At 74.1% G+C, this 15,739-nt stretch carries 16 protein-coding genes; 5 read left to right on the top strand and 11 right to left on the bottom strand.

The window, feature by feature from the left end; genetic code table 11:
• Positions 1-34 precede the first annotated feature (34 nt).
• A complete protein-coding gene (locus ACFEMC_RS12445; protein ID WP_380169930.1) occupies positions 35-1,519 on the bottom strand; it encodes an NAD-dependent succinate-semialdehyde dehydrogenase in 1,485 nt (494 codons plus the stop codon).
• A 48-nt stretch (positions 1,520-1,567) separates the two neighbouring features.
• Positions 1,568-2,950, bottom strand: a complete 1,383-nt coding sequence (gene gabT, locus ACFEMC_RS12450; RefSeq protein WP_380169931.1) for a 4-aminobutyrate--2-oxoglutarate transaminase — start codon at positions 2,948-2,950, stop codon at positions 1,568-1,570.
• A 105-nt stretch (positions 2,951-3,055) separates the two neighbouring features.
• On the opposite strand from gabT, the gene ACFEMC_RS12455 reads away from it, so the two are divergent.
• The gene (locus ACFEMC_RS12455; protein WP_380169932.1) at positions 3,056-4,429 is read left to right on the top strand and encodes a PucR family transcriptional regulator ligand-binding domain-containing protein; all 1,374 of its coding nucleotides are present in this window, start codon (positions 3,056-3,058) and stop codon (positions 4,427-4,429) included.
• A gap of 24 nt (positions 4,430-4,453) precedes the next feature.
• Positions 4,454-4,855 (top strand): TIGR03618 family F420-dependent PPOX class oxidoreductase, encoded by a 402-nt coding sequence (locus tag ACFEMC_RS12460; protein ID WP_367637659.1) that lies wholly within the window; start codon positions 4,454-4,456, stop codon positions 4,853-4,855.
• Positions 4,856-4,862: 7 nt separating this feature from the next.
• Here the strand turns inward: ACFEMC_RS12460 and ACFEMC_RS12465 are convergent, their stop codons facing one another.
• The 7 genes from ACFEMC_RS12465 to rpsB form a co-directional block, all read right to left on the bottom strand.
• Positions 4,863-5,438, bottom strand: coding sequence for a DivIVA domain-containing protein (locus tag ACFEMC_RS12465; protein WP_380169933.1), 576 nt, complete (start codon positions 5,436-5,438; stop codon positions 4,863-4,865).
• Positions 5,435-6,643, bottom strand: coding sequence for a 23S rRNA (adenine(2503)-C(2))-methyltransferase RlmN (gene rlmN, locus ACFEMC_RS12470; RefSeq protein ID WP_380169934.1), 1,209 nt, complete (start codon positions 6,641-6,643; stop codon positions 5,435-5,437). Before rlmN ends, ACFEMC_RS12465 begins: the two co-directional genes overlap by 4 nt.
• A 33-nt stretch (positions 6,644-6,676) precedes the next feature.
• The gene (locus ACFEMC_RS12475; protein ID WP_380169935.1) at positions 6,677-7,543 is read right to left on the bottom strand and encodes a phosphatidate cytidylyltransferase; all 867 of its coding nucleotides are present in this window, start codon (positions 7,541-7,543) and stop codon (positions 6,677-6,679) included.
• An 8-nt stretch (positions 7,544-7,551) separates the two neighbouring features.
• The gene (gene frr / locus ACFEMC_RS12480; protein ID WP_380169936.1) at positions 7,552-8,109 is read right to left on the bottom strand and encodes a ribosome recycling factor; all 558 of its coding nucleotides are present in this window, start codon (positions 8,107-8,109) and stop codon (positions 7,552-7,554) included.
• A gap of 76 nt (positions 8,110-8,185) precedes the next feature.
• Positions 8,186-8,947, bottom strand: a complete 762-nt coding sequence (pyrH, locus tag ACFEMC_RS12485) for a UMP kinase (RefSeq protein WP_380169937.1) — start codon at positions 8,945-8,947, stop codon at positions 8,186-8,188.
• A 165-nt stretch (positions 8,948-9,112) separates the two neighbouring features.
• Positions 9,113-9,940 (bottom strand): translation elongation factor Ts, encoded by an 828-nt coding sequence (gene tsf / locus ACFEMC_RS12490; RefSeq protein WP_367637664.1) that lies wholly within the window; start codon positions 9,938-9,940, stop codon positions 9,113-9,115.
• A 113-nt stretch (positions 9,941-10,053) separates the two neighbouring features.
• On the bottom strand, positions 10,054-10,959 hold the full coding sequence (rpsB, locus tag ACFEMC_RS12495; RefSeq protein ID WP_367637665.1) for a 30S ribosomal protein S2: 906 nt from the start codon (positions 10,957-10,959) through the stop codon (positions 10,054-10,056).
• Between the two features lie 236 nt (positions 10,960-11,195).
• On the opposite strand from rpsB, the gene ACFEMC_RS12500 reads away from it, so the two are divergent.
• The 3 genes from ACFEMC_RS12500 (at position 11,196) to ACFEMC_RS12510 (ending at position 13,677) form a co-directional block, all read left to right on the top strand.
• The gene (locus ACFEMC_RS12500; RefSeq protein WP_380169938.1) at positions 11,196-12,434 is read left to right on the top strand and encodes a pyridoxal phosphate-dependent aminotransferase; all 1,239 of its coding nucleotides are present in this window, start codon (positions 11,196-11,198) and stop codon (positions 12,432-12,434) included.
• Positions 12,431-12,793, top strand: coding sequence for a TraR/DksA family transcriptional regulator (locus ACFEMC_RS12505; RefSeq protein ID WP_380169939.1), 363 nt, complete (start codon positions 12,431-12,433; stop codon positions 12,791-12,793). Before ACFEMC_RS12500 ends, ACFEMC_RS12505 begins: the two co-directional genes overlap by 4 nt.
• A gap of 341 nt (positions 12,794-13,134) precedes the next feature.
• Entirely contained in the window at positions 13,135-13,677 is a 543-nt protein-coding gene (locus ACFEMC_RS12510; RefSeq protein ID WP_380169940.1) for a murein hydrolase activator EnvC family protein, read from the top strand.
• Between the two features lie 2 nt (positions 13,678-13,679).
• Here ACFEMC_RS12510 and whiG read toward each other — a convergent pair whose 3' ends face one another.
• Positions 13,680-14,615, bottom strand: a complete 936-nt coding sequence (gene whiG, locus ACFEMC_RS12515) for an RNA polymerase sigma factor WhiG (RefSeq protein ID WP_380176758.1) — start codon at positions 14,613-14,615, stop codon at positions 13,680-13,682.
• 102 nt (positions 14,616-14,717) lie between these two features.
• Positions 14,718-15,674 carry a tyrosine recombinase XerC gene (locus ACFEMC_RS12520; protein WP_380169941.1) on the bottom strand — a complete coding sequence of 319 codons (957 nt, stop codon included), beginning with the start codon at positions 15,672-15,674 and terminating at the stop codon, positions 14,718-14,720.
• Positions 15,675-15,739: the final 65 nt, after the last annotated feature.

Below are 15,739 nucleotides of genomic sequence, written 5' to 3' on the forward strand. Positions count from 1 at the left end.
GAGTTCCGGCGGGGCCCTTCCTCGTGCGACGTCCTCAGAGCGGGAAGTTCACGTACTTCGTCTCGAGGTACTCCTCGATGCCCTCCAGGCCGCCCTCGCGACCGAACCCGCTGGCCTTGACCCCGCCGAACGGGGCGGCGGCGTTCGAGACGACCCCGGCGTTGAGGCCGACCATGCCGGTCTCCAGCGCCTCGGCGACGCGCATCCCGCGCTCCAGGCCCTGGGTGAAGGCGTAGGCGATGAGGCCGTACTCGGTGTCGTTGGCCAGGGCGATGCCCTCCTCGTCGGTGTCGAAGACGACGACGGGCGCCACGGGACCGAAGGTCTCCTCGCGCAGGAGGCGGGCGTCGGCGGGGACGTCGACGACGACGGTCGGGGCGTAGAAGTACCCCGCCTCGCCCACGGCGCTGCCCCCGGTGAGCACCCGGGCCCCGGCGTCGACGGCCTCGGTCACGCGCTGGGCGACGTCGTCGCGGGCCCGGGCGTCGATGAGCGGCCCGACCTGCGCGCCGTCCTCGGTCCCGCGCCCGACGACGAGCGAGCCCATCCGCTCGGCCAGGCGGCGGGAGAACTCCTCCGCGATCCCGCGCTGGACGTAGAACCGGTTCGCGGCCGTGCACGCCTCGCCCTGGTTCCGCATCTTGGCCGCCATCGCGCCGTCGACGGCCTTGTCGAGGTCGGCGTCGTCGAAGACGAGGAACGGGGCGTTCCCGCCGAGTTCCATGGAGATGCGCAGCAGCTGCTCGGCGGACTGCTCGACGAGCTTCTTGCCGACGGGCGTGGACCCGGTGAACGTCAGCTTGCGCAGCCGCGGGTCGGCGATGAGGGGCGCCGTGACCTTGCCGGTGGTCGAGGTCGTGACGACGTTGACCACGCCGTCGGGAACCCCGGCCTCGGCCAGGACCTGCGCCAGCAGCAGCGTCGTCAGCGGGGTCTGCGTGGCGGGCTTGACGACGATGGTGCAGCCGGCCGCGAGGGCGGGGGCGATCTTGCGGGTCCCCATGGCGAGCGGGAAGTTCCACGGCAGGATCGCCAGCACGGGGCCTACGGGCTGCTTCATCGTCAGCAGGCGCGAACCTCCGACGGGGTTCTGGGAGTAGCGACCCGCGATGCGCGGGGCCTCTTCGGAGAACCAGCGGAAGAACTCGTTCCCGTACGCCACTTCGCCGCGGGCCTCGGCCAAGGGCTTGCCCATCTCCAGGGTCATGAGGAGGGCGAAGTCGTCGGCGCGGGCGGCGACGAGGTCGAACGTGCGGCGCAGGATCTCGGCGCGTTCCCGGGTGGGCGTGCGGGCCCACCCGGCCTGCGCGGCGACGGCGGCGTCGAGCGCGGCCGCGCCGTCCTCGACCGTGCCGTCGGCGATCTCGACGAGGGCCCGGCCGGTCGCGGGGTCCTCGACGGCGATGCGCCCGCCTGCGCTGGCCTCGCGCCAGGTCCCGCCGATGAACAGGCCGGTGGGGACGCGCGCGAGGAGTTCCTGCTCCCGGGCGCTGGTGGGGTTCGTGGTGGTGCTGGTCATGGCGGCGATCCTCTCGTGGGGTCCGTCCGGGGTGTGGTGCAGCGCAGGTCAGCTGGCCGCGAAGACGCCGTCGAGGACGTCGAAGGCCTGCTCGAGGAGGGCGTCACCGATGCTCAGCGGCGGCAGGAAGCGCAGGACGTTCCCGTCGGTGCCGCAGGTCAGGACGATGACGCCCCGCTGGGCGGCCTGCGTCGCGACCGACTTGGCCAGGGCGGCGTCCGGCTCGGTGGTGCCGGGCTTGACGAGCTCCACGGCGACCATGGCGCCGCGGCCGCGGACGTCACCGACCCGCGGGTCGCGGTCGGCGAGGGCGCGCAGGCGGCGGAACAGCAGCTCCTCGATCTGGCGGGCGCGCTCGATCAGGCCCTCGTCCTCGACGGTCCGCAGGACGGCGAGCGCCGCCGCGGTGGCCAGGGGGTTCCCGCCGTAGGTCCCGCCGAGACCGCCCGTGACCGGGGCGTCGACGATCTCCGCGCGGCCCGTGACCGCCGACAGGGGCAGACCGCCGGCGACGCCCTTGGCGATGGTGACGAGGTCGGGTTCGACGCCCTCGAGAGCGCTGGCGAACCAGGCGCCCGTGCGCGCGACGCCGGTCTGGACCTCGTCGGCGACGAACACGACACCGTTCTCGCGGGCCCAGGCGGCGATGGCCGGCAGGAACCCGGGCGCGGGGACGATGAACCCGCCCTCGCCCTGGACCGGTTCGATGACGATCGCGGCGAGGTTCTGCGCGCCGACCTGCTTCTCCATGACGGCGATGGCGCGCGCCGCGGCGGCCGGCCCGTCGAGGCCGTCGCGGAAGGGGTAGCTCAGGGGGGCGCGGTAGACCTCGGGGGCGAAGGGCCCGAACCCGTTCTTGTACGGCATGTTCTTCGCCGTCATGGCCATCGTGAGGTTCGTGCGGCCGTGGTAGGCGTGGTCGAAGACGACGACGGCCTGGCGCCCGGTGTGGGCGCGGGCGATCTTCACGGCGTTCTCGACGGCCTCGGCGCCGGAGGTGAAGAACGCGCTCTTCTTGGCGAAGTCGCCGGGCGTCAGCTCGGCGAGGCGCTCGGCGAGCTCCACGTACGAGTCGTAGGGGGTGATCATGAAGCAGGTGTGGGTGAACCGCGCGGCCTGCTCGGTGACGGCCTCGACGACGGCCGGGGCGGAGTTGCCCACGGTGGTGACGGCGATGCCCGAGCCGAGGTCGGCGAAGGAGTTCCCGTCGACGTCGACGACGACGCCCCCGCCGGCCGCCTGGGCGAAGAACGGCATGGAGGAGCCGACGGCCGCCGAGACGACCGCGGACCGGCGCGCGGCCAGCTCCGTCGAGCGCGGTCCGGGGACCTCGGTGACGAGACGGATCTCCTGCGGCAGCGAGGGACCACCCTGCGTGGTGGTCGGGCCGGCGGTCTCCTGCGGGCTGATCCCCGGGGTGAGCATCGTCATGGTTCGACGGTAGGCGTCCACGTCCCCAGCGTCAGTGTCGGACGCGCACACTCTTGGGGATCATCGACGGTGCAGACCGGACACCGGGTGCGGCACCATGACAGGGTGGTGCTGCTCGCCGACCTCCTCTCGACCGCCTCCCTCGACCTGCGCCTCGTCGGAGGCGATCCGGACGTCCCGGTGCGCTGGGTGGCCACGAGCGAGCTCGACGACCCGACGCCCTTCCTGGAAGGCGGGGAGCTGCTGCTGACGACGGGTCTGCGGGTGCCGCGCGACGGCTGGGCGCGCTGGGTGGGCCGGCTCGCGGTCGCGGGCGCGGCCGGCGTGGGCTTCGGGGTGGGGCTGTCGCACCGCACCGTCCCCCGCACGCTCGTCACCGCGGCCTCCGCGGCCGGGCTGGCCGTCGTCGAGGTGCCCGTGCCGACGCCGTTCATCGCGGTCTCCCGGCGTCTGGCGGACCTGCTGCGGCGCAGCGAGAACGAGGCCGAGGCCGCGGCCGCCCGCGCCGGCCGGGACCTCGCGGCGGCGGCCGCGGGCCCGGACGGGGCGCGTGCGGTGCTGCACCGGACGGCGCGGGCCGTGCAGGGGTCGGCCTGGCTGCTGGACGCGGCGGGCGCCGTCCTGGCGGCGACGTCGCCGCAGGCCCCCCCGGCGGCGGCGCTGCAGGGCTTGCGACGGGTGCGCGGCCAGGGGGCCCGGGCGGCGTGGACGGAGGTCACGGCGACCGGGACGCTGACGCTCCGGGCCAGCGGGGCCACCCGGTGGCTGCTCGTCGCGGGCGGTCCCGACGTCCCGCGCGCCGTGCAGGGCACGGTGGGCACGGCGGCCGCGCTGCTGGACCTCCTGACGGCCCGCCCCGTGCTCGACACCGACACCGTGACGCGCGTCGTCACGGCCGGCGCCGTCGACCTCGTCCTGACCGGCCGGGCCGACCTGGCCCGGCGGCTCGCCGGCGCGGTCGGGCTGGAGCTGCCGGACCCCGTCGTCGTCGTGCGCTGGAGCGGTGCCGCCGCCCCGGACCTGCCGAGCAGCGAGCGGCACGCCCTGGGCTCCCCCGCCGCCGTCGCCGCAGCGCTGCAGGGCTGGGCCGGGCGCGCCGGGACCGGCCGCCCCGTCCCGCTCGCCGACGCCTCCCCCCGCGCCGCCGACGCCGCCTGGGCCCGCACGTCGGCGCAACGCCCCGTGGTGCACGGCGACGGGTCCTCGTTGCCGGACCGGCTGGACCCGGCGGACCTCCAGGCGTGGGCGGCCGGCCGCCTCGCCGCGCTGGAGGACGCCGAGCTGCGCCGGACCGTGGAGGTCTTCCTGGCGCACCACGGCGCCCGCCAACCGGCCGCGGACGCCCTCGGGGTGCACCGCAACACGTTGCGGCAGCGGGTGTCCCGCGCCGAGCGCCTGCTCGGGGTGTCGCTGGAGGACGCGACGGACCGGGCAGAGGTGTGGCTGGCGCTCGTCACGACCCGCGCGCACGCGGACTGAGCCGCCGCCTGCCAGACTCCCGCCGTGGCCCTGGACCCCGCAGACCTCCCCGCCTCCGCCCTGGAGTTCCTCGCCGAGCGGCACCTGGCGACGCTGACGACGCTGCGGGCCGACGGCTCGCCGCACGTCGTGCCCGTCGGCTTCACGTTCGACCCGGGCACGCGGGAGGTGCGGGTCATCACCTCGGGCACCTCGCGCAAGGCCGTCCACGCGGCCCGCGGGTCGCGGTGCGTGGTCTCCCAGGTCGACGGCCGGCGCTGGCTGTCGCTGGAGGGGCCCGGCCGGGTGCTCGACGACCCGGCCTCCGTCCGCGACGCCGAGGAACGCTACGCCGGTCGCTACCGGACGCCGCGGGAGAACCCCGCCCGCGTCGTCGTGGTCTTCACCGTCGACCGGGTCCTGGGGTCCGTGCCGCCGTGGGAGTGAGTGCGGGTCAGCGGTAGCTGACCATCAGCTCCACGACGCGGTCGAGGAAGGCGTCCACGGGCGCCTCGCGGTAGCCGCGCGCCCCGCGGCGCGGGCGGAACAGCGCGTCCCGGACGTCGTCGGCGGTGAGGGTGCGGGACCCGCGGAAGTGCTGCACGAGCAGCTCGCACAGGTCGTCGACGTCGCGGGGGTGGTACCCGCGGCGCAGACCCCGGGCCCGCGGGAAGCGTTCCCCGCGACGCTCCTTGAGGCGGCCCGCGACGGCCTGGCCGAGCGCGGAGCGCCGGTCGGTCCAGGACCGCTGGTCGTCCTGGGCCAGGGCGTGCGACCGCTCCCGCTGGGCCAGCGCGTCCTCGACCTCGGCCAGCAGCGCGTCGGTGTCGGCCACGTCGTAGCCCCCGAGCTGGGACCCGAACCCGACGGCCCGCACCTGGGCCGAGGCGACCCGGCCGGCCGGCAGCGCCGTCGCGAGGTGGTCGAGGAAGAGGTCGACGTCGGCGACCTTGTACCCCCGTCGCAGCGCCCCCGCACGGGCCGGGCGCTCGCGGACGAGCTCCTCGACCGGGACCGTCGGCGTGCTCACGCGGTCGGCTGCTCGGGGCCGATCGCGGCGAGCTGACCGCAGGCGCCGTCGATCTCGCTGCCGCGGGTGTCGCGCACGGTGGTCGGGATGCCCCGCGCCTCCAGCGCCGCGACGAACGCCTTCTCCACGGCCGGGTCGCTCGCGGTCCACTTCGAGCCCGGGGTCGGGTTCAGCGGGATCGGGTTGACGTGCACCCAGCCGCGCCCGCGGGCGTTGAGCAGCTTGCCGAGGCGGTCCGCGCGCCAGGCCTGGTCGTTGATGTCGCGGATGAGCGCGTACTCGATGCTCACGCGCCGTCCGGTCGACTCGAAGTAGCGGCGGGCCGCGTCCAGGGCCTGTGCGACGTTCCAGCGCTGGTTGATCGGGACGAGGTCGTTGCGCAGCTCGTCGTCGGGGGCGTGCAGGCTCAGCGCCAGCGTCGCCGGGATGCCCTCGGCCGCGAACTTGTCGATGGCCGGCACGAGCCCGACGGTCGACATCGTGATGCCGCGCGCGGAGATGCCGAGGCCGTCGGGGGCGGGCTGGGTGAGCCGGCGGACGGCGGCGACGGCGGACTTGTAGTTCGCCAGCGCCTCCCCCATGCCCATGAAGACGACGTTGCCGACGCGGCCCTCCCCGCCGGGGACCTCGCCGCGGGCCAGGGCGCGCGAGGCGGCCGTGACCTGCTCGACGATCTCGGCGGTCGACAGGTTGCGCGTCAGCCCGGCCTGCCCGGTGGCGCAGAACGGGCAGTTCATGCCGCAGCCGGCCTGGCTGGAGATGCACAGGGTGTCGCGGTTCTTGTAGCGCATGAGGACCGACTCGACGAGCGCGCCGTCGTGCATGCGGTACAGCGTCTTGACCGTGGTGCCCTGGTCGGCCGTGAGGGTGCGGATCGGCGTCAGGAGCGTCGGCAGCAACGCGTCAGCGATCCGGGACCGGCTGGCCGCCGGCAGGTCCGTCATCCTCTCCGGGTCGTCCTCGAGCCGCTCGAACCAGTGCGTGGCGAGCTGCTTGCCGCGGAACGCCTTCTCCCCCAGCTCGACCATCGCGGGCCCGCGCTCGGCGGGTTCGAGGTCGACGAAGTGGCGCGGGGGCTTGCCGCGGCGGGGTGCGGACATGACGAGCTGGCCCGGACCGGCGGGGGCCAGCGGGAGCGGCTCGCGCGGCGGCCGGCCGGGACCCGCGGTCGCAGGGTCCGGGGAGACGGGGGTGGGAGTGGACATCGCCTCCCATGGTACGGCGCCGCGGTCGGGGGGTCAGGGCCCGAGGAACCACAGGAGCAGCAGGTGCACGACGGGGGCCGCGGGCAGCAGCGAGTCGAGCCGGTCCATGACGCCGCCGTGCCCCGGCAGCAGGGTCCCCATGTCCTTGATGCCGAGGTCGCGCTTGAGCATCGACTCCGACAGGTCACCGCCGATGGCCACGACGACCGTGACGGCGCCCAGCAGGACGCCCTGCCACCAGGCCGCGCCGAGGGCGAGCGGCAGGGCCAACGCCCCTGCGACCATCCCGGTGACCAGCGAGCCGGCCGAGCCCTCCCAGGACTTCTTCGGGCTGACCGACGGGGCCATGGGGTGCTTGCCGAAGAGCACGCCCGCCGCGTACCCGCCGACGTCGCTGGCGACGACGAGCAGGACGAAGACGAGGACGCGCCAGGCACCGTCGCTCGCCGCGAGCATGAGCATCGCGAAGCCGGCCAGCAGCGGGCCGTAGGTGACGACGAAGATCCCGCCGGCGACGTCGCGCACGGGCGGGACGCGCACGGGTGAGCCGTGGTCACCCCCGTCGTCGACGAGGCGGTACACGACGACGGCCGCGACCGTCAGGGCGTACGCCGCGAAGAGCGTCTCCCCGCCGCCGAGGTAGGCGCCCGGCACCATCGCCAGGGTGCCCACCGCGGGCGGCAGGACGGGGATGCGCAGGTGCCGCGACCGGAAGGCGCGGACCATCTCGACCGTCCCGTACAGGACGGCGACGCAGACCAGGACGCCGAAGGCCTCCCGGCGCACGAAGAGGCTGGCGACCAGGACCCCACCCATCGCCACGCCCATGCCGATGGCCGCGGGGAGGTTGCGGCCCGCCCGCCGGGGCGGGCGGGCGGTGGACGTCGTCTCGCTGGTCACCGGCACGCTCAGACGGCCAGCAGCTCGGTTTCCTTGTTCTTCAGCAGCTCGTCGACGGCATCGACGTGCTTCTTCGTCACCGACTCCAGCTCCTTCTCGGCGCGCCCGACCTCGTCCTCGCCGGCCTCGCCGTCCTTGACGATGCGGTCGAGCTCCTCCTTGGCGCGACGGCGCACGTTGCGCAGCGAGACGCGGGCGTCCTCGGCCTTGGAGCGGGCGAGCTTGATGTAGTCCTTGCGCCGTTCCTCGGTCAGCTGCGGCAGCACGATGCGGATGACGTTGCCGTCGTTGCCCGGGTTGACGCCGAGGTCGGAGTTGCGCAGCGCCTTCTCGATCTCGCCCATGGCCCCGCGGTCGAAGGGCGTGATGAGCACCGAGCGTGCCTCGGGGATCTGGAAGCTCGCCAGCTGCTGCAGCGGGGTCGGCGCGCCGTAGTAGTCGACCATGATCTTGTGGAACATCGCGGCGTTGGCCCGCCCCGTGCGGATGGCGCCGAAGTCCTCCTTGGCGACCTCGACCGCCTTTTCCATCTTCTCCTCGGCCTCGAGGAGGGTGTCGTCGATCACGGTGGTCCCTTCGTCCTTCGTCCCGGCGCGTCCTGCGCCTCCGCGGTGCCGCAGCGCGCGGACGGGCCCGGGGGCCTCAGTCCGCGATCACCTGCGTGCCGATCCTCTCACCCCGCAGGGCGCGGGCCACGCCCTGGCCCTCCATGCCGAACACGATCATCGGCAGGCGGTTGTCCATGCAGAGGCTGAAGGCGGTGGTGTCGACGACGCGCAGGTTCTTCTGCAGCGCCTCGGCGTAGCTGATCGTCTCGATCTTGGTGGCGCTCGGGTCCTTGCGCGGGTCCCCCGTGTAGACGCCGTCGACGCCGTTCTTGGCCATGAGGACGGCGTCGGCGCGGACCTCCAGGGCCCGCTGCGCGGCGACCGTGTCGGTCGAGAAGTACGGCATGCCGGCGCCCGCGCCGAAGATGACGACGCGGCCCTTCTCCATGTGCCGGATGGCGCGGCGCGGGATGTACGGCTCGGCGACCTGGCCCATCGTGATGGCCGTCTGCACGCGCGTGGCGACGTCCTGCTGCTCGAGGAAGTCCTGCAGCGCGAGGGCGTTCATGACGGTGCCGAGCATGCCCATGTAGTCGGCGCGGCTGCGCTCCATGCCCCGCTGGGACAGCTCCGCGCCGCGGAAGAAGTTCCCGCCACCGACGACGATGGCGACCTGGACGCCCTGCTTGACGGGGCCGGCGATCTCGCGGGCCACCTGCGCGATGACGTCGGGGTCGACGCCGACCTGGCCGTTGCCGAAGAACTCACCGGAGAGCTTGAGCAGCACCCGCTGGTAGGCGGGGCGGGGGTGCACGGTCCCGGCCTCGAGGTCGACGGTCAGGCTCGGCTCGCTCACGCGGTGGCTCCTCGGGTGGTCGCACTGGATCTGGCAGGTCTGTTGAGGTCTGGGGCAGTCTGCCCCAGTCGGGTGCTGGAGGTCACGCTCGGTGAGTCGCGACTGGTCCGGACGTGCGAACGGGGTGGAGGGACCGTGGTCCCCCCACCCCGTGGAGCGTGTCGCTCAGACGCCCGCGCGGAAGCGCGCGAAGGCGGTCACCTGGGCGCCGGCGTCGGCCAGCAGCTTGGTGATCGTGACCTTCTGGTCCTTGGCGAACGGCTGCTCGAGCAGGACGTTGTCCTTGAAGAAGCTGTTGACGCGACCCTCGATGATCTTGGGCAGCGCGGCCTCGGGCTTCTTCTCCTCGCGCGCGGTCTCCTCGGCGATGCGGCGCTCGGACTCGACCTTCTCGGCCGGGACCTCGTCGCGGGTGAGGAAGGTCGGACTCATCGCGGCGGTGTGCATCGCGATGTCCTTGCCGAGGGCGTCGTCGGCCTTGTCGAGGGCGACGAGGACACCGATGGTCGGCGGCAGGTCAGTCGCGGTGCGGTGCAGGTACGCGGAGACGTGCGTGCCCTCGATGCGCGCGACGTTGGGGACGAGGATCTTCTCGCCCATCGTCGCGTTCGCCTCGTCGAGGACGACCTGGACGGTCTTGCCGTCCATCTCGGAGGCGAGCAGCGAGGCGGAGTCGGTCGCGCCGACGGCGACGGCCTGCGCGAGGACCTGGTTGGCCAGGGTCACGAAGCCCTCGGACTTGGCGACGAAGTCGGTCTCGCAGTTGACCTGGACCATGACGCCGAGGCCACCGTCGACGTGGACGGCCACGAGGCCGTTCGACGCGTCGCGGTCGGCGCGCTTGGCGACGCCCTTCTGCCCCTTGATCCGCAGCAGCTCGATGGCCTTCTCGACGTCGCCGTCGGTCTCCACGAGCGCGTTCTTGCAGTCGAGCATGCCGGCGCCGGTCTTCTCGCGCAGGGCCTTGACGTCAGCGGCGGTGTACGCGGCCACGGTCTGTCCTCTCGTCGTTCCGTGAACTTCTGGTCTGGGGGCGGACGCACGGACGCCCCGGGCCGTGGGCCCGGGGCGTCACCACAGGCGTCCTGTGTCGTACCTGACGGAGGTCAGGCCTGCGCGGTGGCCTCGGCCGGCTCGCCCTCGGCGGCAGCGGTCTCGGCCGGCTGGCCCTCGGCGGCGGTCGCCTCGGCGGCCTCGGGGGCGGTGGAGCCCTCGGCGGTCGCGGTCGACTCCGAGCCACCGGCCTGCTCGCCCTCGTTGCCGGCCAGCAGGTCCTGCTCCCACGCGGCCAGCGGCTCGGCGTCGGTGTCGGACTTGCCGCCGTGACGCACCTGCAGGCCGTCGGCGACCGCGTCGGCGATGACCCGCGTCAGCAGCGTGACGGAGCGGATGGCGTCGTCGTTGCCGGGGATCCGGTAGTCGACGTCGTCCGGGTCGCAGTTGGAGTCGAGGATCGCGACGACGGGGATGTTGAGCTTCTTGGCCTCGTCGACCGCGAGGTGCTCCTTGTTGGTGTCGACGATCCACACCGCGGACGGGACCTTGGTCATGTCGCGGATGCCGCCGAGCGTCTTCGTCAGCTTGTCGTACTCGCGACGCAGGACGAGGAGCTCCTTCTTCGTGAGGCCGGAGGCGGCCACGTCGTCGAAGTCGACCTCCTCGAGCTCACGCATGCGCGAGATCCGCTTGGAGACGGTCGAGAAGTTGGTGAGCATCCCGCCGAGCCAGCGCTGGTTCACGTAGGGCATGCCCACGCGACGGGCCTGCTCGGCGATGGACTCCTGAGCCTGCTTCTTCGTCCCGATGAACAGGATGCTGCCGCCGTGGGCGACGGTCTCCTTGACGAAGTCGTACGCGCGGTCGATGAAGGACAGCGACTGCTGCAGGTCGATGATGTAGATCCCGTTGCGCTCCGTGAAGAGGAAGCGCTTCATCTTCGGGTTCCAGCGACGGGTCTGGTGCCCGAAGTGCACACCGGACTCGAGCAGCTGGCGCATCGTCACGACGGCCATGGGTGGTCCTCCTCGTGCCGGCCCCCTCGTGGGGCCGATCGGTTGTCCCGCAGCGGGCCGGTCGGCCTGCCGCGCCTGGCTCCCGTGCGCACCCGACCACCGGGAAGGACCCGGTGGACCGAGAGGGTGCTCCCCTCCGCCGGACGCGGAGAGCGGGAACGCGATGTCACCCTGGACGTCACCGGCCCGCGGGAGAGCAGGCAGGACGCACCGGGTGCCCTCGTAGTCTACGACGCGTGAGCACTGGTCTCGACCGCGGCGCGTCCACCCCTTCCGGCACCGCCTCCCCGACCGTCCGGCAGGGCCCCGGCGTGGCGCGCATGCGGCGCTTCGGGCCCACCGTCTTCGCCGAGATGTCGGCCCTGGCCCAGCGCACGGGCGCCGTGAACCTCGGCCAGGGGTTCCCGGACTCCGACGGGCCGGCCTCGCTCCTCGACGACGCCGTCGCCGCCGTCCGCTCGGGCGCGAACCAGTACCCGCCGGGCCTCGGTGTGCCGGAGCTGCGCGAGGCCGTGAGCCGGCACCAGGAGCGCTGGTACGGGATGCGCCCCGACCCCGGCACCGAGGTCCTGGTGACGGCCGGGGCCAGCGAAGCGACGGCCGCCGCCCTGCTGGGGCTGTGCGAGGTGGGTGACGAGGTCGTCGTGCTGGAACCGGCCTACGACGCCTACCCCGCGCTCATCGCCCTCGCGGGCGCCGTCCAGCGCTCCGTGCCGCTGCTGCCGACCGCCGACGGCTTCGCCCTGGACCGCGCGGCCCTCGCCGACGCCTTCTCCGACCGGACCCGCCTGGTCCTGCTGAACACCCCGCACAACCCGACGGGCACCGTCCTGTCCGAGGAGGAGCTCGCCCTCGTCGCCCGCCTGGCCGTCGAGCAGGACGCCGTCGTCGTCACCGACGAGGTGTACGAGCACCTCGTCTTCGACGGGCACCGGCACCGGCCGATCGCCACGCTGCCGGGCATGGCCGAGCGGACGCTGACCGTCTCCTCGGCGGGCAAGACGTTCTCCGTGACCGGCTGGAAGGTCGGCTGGGTCACCGGCCCCGCCCCCCTCGTCGCGGCCGTGCGGGCGGTCAAGCAGTTCCTCACCTACGTCAACGGTGCCCCCTTCCAGCCCGCGGTCGCCCGGGCCCTGGACCTGCCCGACGCGTTCTTCGCCGACCAGGCCGCCGACCTGCAGCGGCGCCGGGACCTGCTGGGCGAGGGCCTGCGCTCGGCCGGCTTCGGGGTGCGCACCCCGGCGGGGACGTACTTCGTGATCGCCGACCCGACCCCACTGGGCTTCGAGGACGGGACGGACCTGTGCCGCCGCCTGCCCGAGCTCGCGGGCGTCGTCGGCGTTCCGGTCAGCGCCTTCTGCGAGCCCGGCGGACCGGCCGCCGAGGCCACCGCCGCTCTCGTGCGCTTCACCTTCTGCAAGTCCGACGCCGTGCTCCTGCAGGCCTGCGACCGCCTGCAGGCCCTGCGCCCGTGAGCACCGGGGACCACGCCGACCTGCGGCGGGTCCTGGAGGAGGAGCGGGCCGAGGCCACCGAGCGGGTCGCCGCGCTGGAGCGCGAGCTCGCGAGCGCCCTGGAGGCGGCCTCCGAGGGCACCGCCGACGACGAGCACGACCCCGAGGGCTCCACGACGGCCTTCGAGCGGCAGCAGGTCGCCGCCGTGCTGGAGCAGGTGCGGGAGCGGTCGGCGGCGCTCGACGTGGCCCTGCGGCGGCTGGGGGAACCGGGCTTCGGGCTGTGCGAGCGGTGCGGGCGTCCGATCGCCCCCGGCCGCCTCGCCGCGCGGCCGTGGGCCACGACGTGCGTCGAGTGCGCCGGTCGGGTGCGGCGCTAGGGCACCGCGACGGGTCCCACGTCCGGTCCGACGTCCGGTCCCACGCCCTTGGACCACCCACGGGGACACCCATCGGGACACCGGTCGGGACACCGACGTGGAGTGAGCCGTGGGTGTCCCCCGCGCGTCGCCCCCACGACGTCGAGCGGACACCCACGGGTGTTCCCACGGCCGCTCCTCCACCGCTGCGGGCGATCGCCCGGCGCCCTGCGTGTCTGCGCAGCCTGTGCACGACCCGGCGCCGCGTCGTCCCGGGCTCCCCAGGCGCCGGTGCAGCGGGTCGTCCACAGCCGCGCCTCGATGGCCTGACGCCGCGGGCCCGACCGGGGCAGGCTGCCGCCGTGCTGGGTTCAGGAGTCGCCGCCGGTCTGGCGTCCGTCGCGGTCGCGGGGCTCGCGACGGCTCTCGTCGTCGGCGTGCCCGCGTCGCCACCTGCGCCGCCGGAGGCACCGGCACCCCGTGACGGGGTGAGCACGCGGACGTGGACGTGGCCGGTCGACCCGCACCGGGTCGTCCGCACGTTCGACGACGTGGGGCGCTACGAGGCCGGGCACCGCGGCGTGGACCTGGCCGCCCCTGTGGGGAGCCCGGTGGTCGCGGTCGCGGCGGGCGAGGTCACGTTCGCGGGCGCCGTCGCCGGGCGCGGGGTGGTCGTCGTCGCGCACCCGGACGGGCTGCGCACGACGTACGAGCCCCTCGACGCCGCCGTGCGCCCGGGCCAGACCGTCACGGCGGGGTCGCCGCTCGGGAAGGTCGCCGCGCAGCCCCTGCACTGCCCCGCCGCGTGCCTGCACCTCGGGCTGCGCCGCGGCGAGACCTACCTCGACCCGCTGTCCCGGCTGCGGGGGACGCCACCGGTCCTGCTCCCCCTGGGACGGCCGTGACGTCAGCCGGCGTCGGACAGCTTGCCGCGCAGCTGCAGGACGGCCTTGGTGTGCATCTGGCAGATGCGCGACTCGGTGACGCCGAGGACGCGACCGATCTCGGCCAGGGTCAGGCCCTCGTAGTAGTACAGGGTGACGACGATCTTCTCCCGTTCGGGCAGCTGGTTGATGGCCCGCGACAGCAGGAACTTCGTCTCCTCGCTCTCGAACGCCGCGACGGGGTCCTCGGCCTTGGTGTCCTCGAGGGTGTCGACGAGGGAGAGCTTGTCGCCCTTCTCCCCCGAGACGCTGAGCAGCTCGTCGAGCGCGACGACGTTGACGTAGGAGACCTGGCTGAAGATGTGGTGCAGGTCCGACAGGGCGATGCCCATGCGGTCGGCGACCTCGGCCTCGGTCGGCGTGCGGTGCAGTTCGCCCTCAAGGCTGGCGTACGTGCGCTCCACCTCGCGGGCCTTGCTGCGGACCGAGCGGGGGATCCAGTCGATGGCGCGCAGCTCGTCGATGATGGCGCCGCGGATGCGCGAGATGGCGTAGGTCTCGAACTTGATGGCGCGCTCGATGTCGAACTTCTCGATCGCGTCGATGAGCCCGAAGATCCCGTAGGACACCAGGTCGGCCTGCTCGATGTTGGGGGGCAGCCCGACGCCGACCCGCCCGGCCACGTACTTGACCAGCGGCGAGTAGTGCATGATCAGCTTCTCGCGGACGTAGGGGTCCGCCGTGGACTTGAAGTCCTCCCACATGGCGCGCAGCGCGGCCTCGGCCGCCTCCTGCTCGGGCGTCAGCGGCCCTTTGCCCTTGCGGCTGGTGAAGCGGGCGTTGGCCTGCGGGCGACCCGCGGGCTGCACCTCCTCGACCGTCTGCGCCCCGTCCGCCGAGGCCGCCGCCTCCGAGGTGCTCGTCTGGTCCGTGCCGGTGGCGTCGATGCCGCGCTCCATCCCGTCGTCGACCACGCGCAGCCCGGAGCCGCGCTCGGTCTGGGCCGTGGTGGCTCGTTCCCGCGCCGCTCCTGGTTCCACCGTGGTCCTCCCCCCGGTCCGTCAGGCCCGGGGATGGGCCTGACGGTGAGAACTCCGCAACCGCTCCACGGAGACGTGTGTGTAGATCTGAGTCGTTGACAGCGTAGCGTGACCGAGCAACTCCTGTACGCTACGAAGGTCAGCTCGTCCGTCGAGCATGTGGGTCGCGGCCGCGTGCCGCAGTCCGTGCGGGGACGTGTGCGGCGCACCGGGAACCGCGGCGACCGCCCGGTTGACGACGGTGCGCACCTGGCGCTGGTCGATGCGGCCGCCCCGCAGCCCCAGGAACAGCGCGTCACCGGACCCCGCGACGGCGAGGGCGGGGCGTCCGCGCTCCAGCCAGGCCTCCAGCGCCCGCAGCGCCGGCTCGCCGAAGGGCACGACCCGCTCGCGGTCCCCCTTCCCGAGCACCCGCGCCTGGCGGTGCCCGGCGTCGACGTCCGCGACGTCCAGGCTCACGACCTCGGCGACCCGGCAGCCGGTGGCGTAGAGGAGCTCCAGCAGGGCGCCGTCCCGCAGCGCCACCGGGTCCGGGGACGCGTCGGTGCGCGCCGCGACCGCCGGCTCGAGAGCGGCCCGCACCTGGCTCTGGGCCAGCACGCGGGGCAGGTCGCGGGAGCGCTTGGGGGCCCGCAGCCGCAGACCCGGGTCCTCGGCCAGCCGGCCCGTACGGTGCGCCCAGGCCGTGAAGGTGCGCACGGCCGCCGCGCGCCGGGCCAGGGTGGACCGGCGGTGGTCGTCGGCCGCGGCCGTCTGCCAGGCCCGCAGGTCGGCCAGCCCGAGCAGCCCGAGGTCGAGCGAGCCGTCGTCGGCGGCCGGGACGAGCGAGGTCAACAGGTCCCGGACGTCGGAGCGGTACGCCCGGACCGTGTGCTCGGAGTGGTTGCGCTCGGCCCGCAGGTGGGTGGCGAAGGCGGCCAGCACCTGCTCGAGGTCCTCACCCCGGGGCCCGCCCGGCCCACTCACGTCTCGTCCCACCACGGCACCGTCGTGCCTGACCCGCGGCCGCGCAAGCCGCCACGCGGCGACCGTTCCGGACCCCG

This window comes from Kineococcus sp. DHX-1 (assembly GCF_042473625.1).
Lineage (GTDB): Bacteria > Actinomycetota > Actinomycetes > Actinomycetales > Kineococcaceae > Kineococcus.